Source organism: Brachybacterium sp. FME24, assembly GCF_014897705.1.
Taxonomy (GTDB): domain Bacteria; phylum Actinomycetota; class Actinomycetes; order Actinomycetales; family Dermabacteraceae; genus Brachybacterium.
Map to the genome: position 1 here is coordinate 1 of NZ_JABUXV010000065.1, position 394 is coordinate 394.

Below are 394 nucleotides of genomic sequence, written 5' to 3' on the forward strand. Positions count from 1 at the left end.
GGGCCCTACCCCCGGATCTTGGACACGGGGTGTGATTACGCAGCGGTCGGCAGCGTAGCGGCCCGGCGGGCCTCGTAGGTGGACGGGGACAGGTAGCCGCACCAGGTGTGACGGCGCCGGGTGTTGTAGCGGACGAGCCACCTGAAGACCTGCCGGCGACAGGTCGGCTCGTCGCTCCAGCAGGCGGTGTCTTGGAGGACCTCACGCTTCATCGTGGCGTTGAACGACTCCGCCAACGCGTTGTCGGCCGACGAGCCGACCGCACCCATTGACTGGGTGACGCCGAGTCTCTTGCAGAGCTTGGCGTAGTCCTTCGAGCAGTAGACCGACCCATGGTCGCTGTGGAAGATCGCTCCCTTGAGGCTGCCGCGGGCCGCGGCAGCGGCCTTCAGTG

General features: G+C 67.5%; 1 protein-coding gene. It reads right to left on the minus strand.

Features of this window, described 5'->3' with window-relative positions; translation table 11 throughout:
• Positions 1-35: 35 nt before the first annotated feature.
• The coding region (locus INT51_RS22000) for an integrase core domain-containing protein (RefSeq protein WP_193107518.1) at positions 36-394 on the minus strand (359 nt) is incomplete at its 5' end.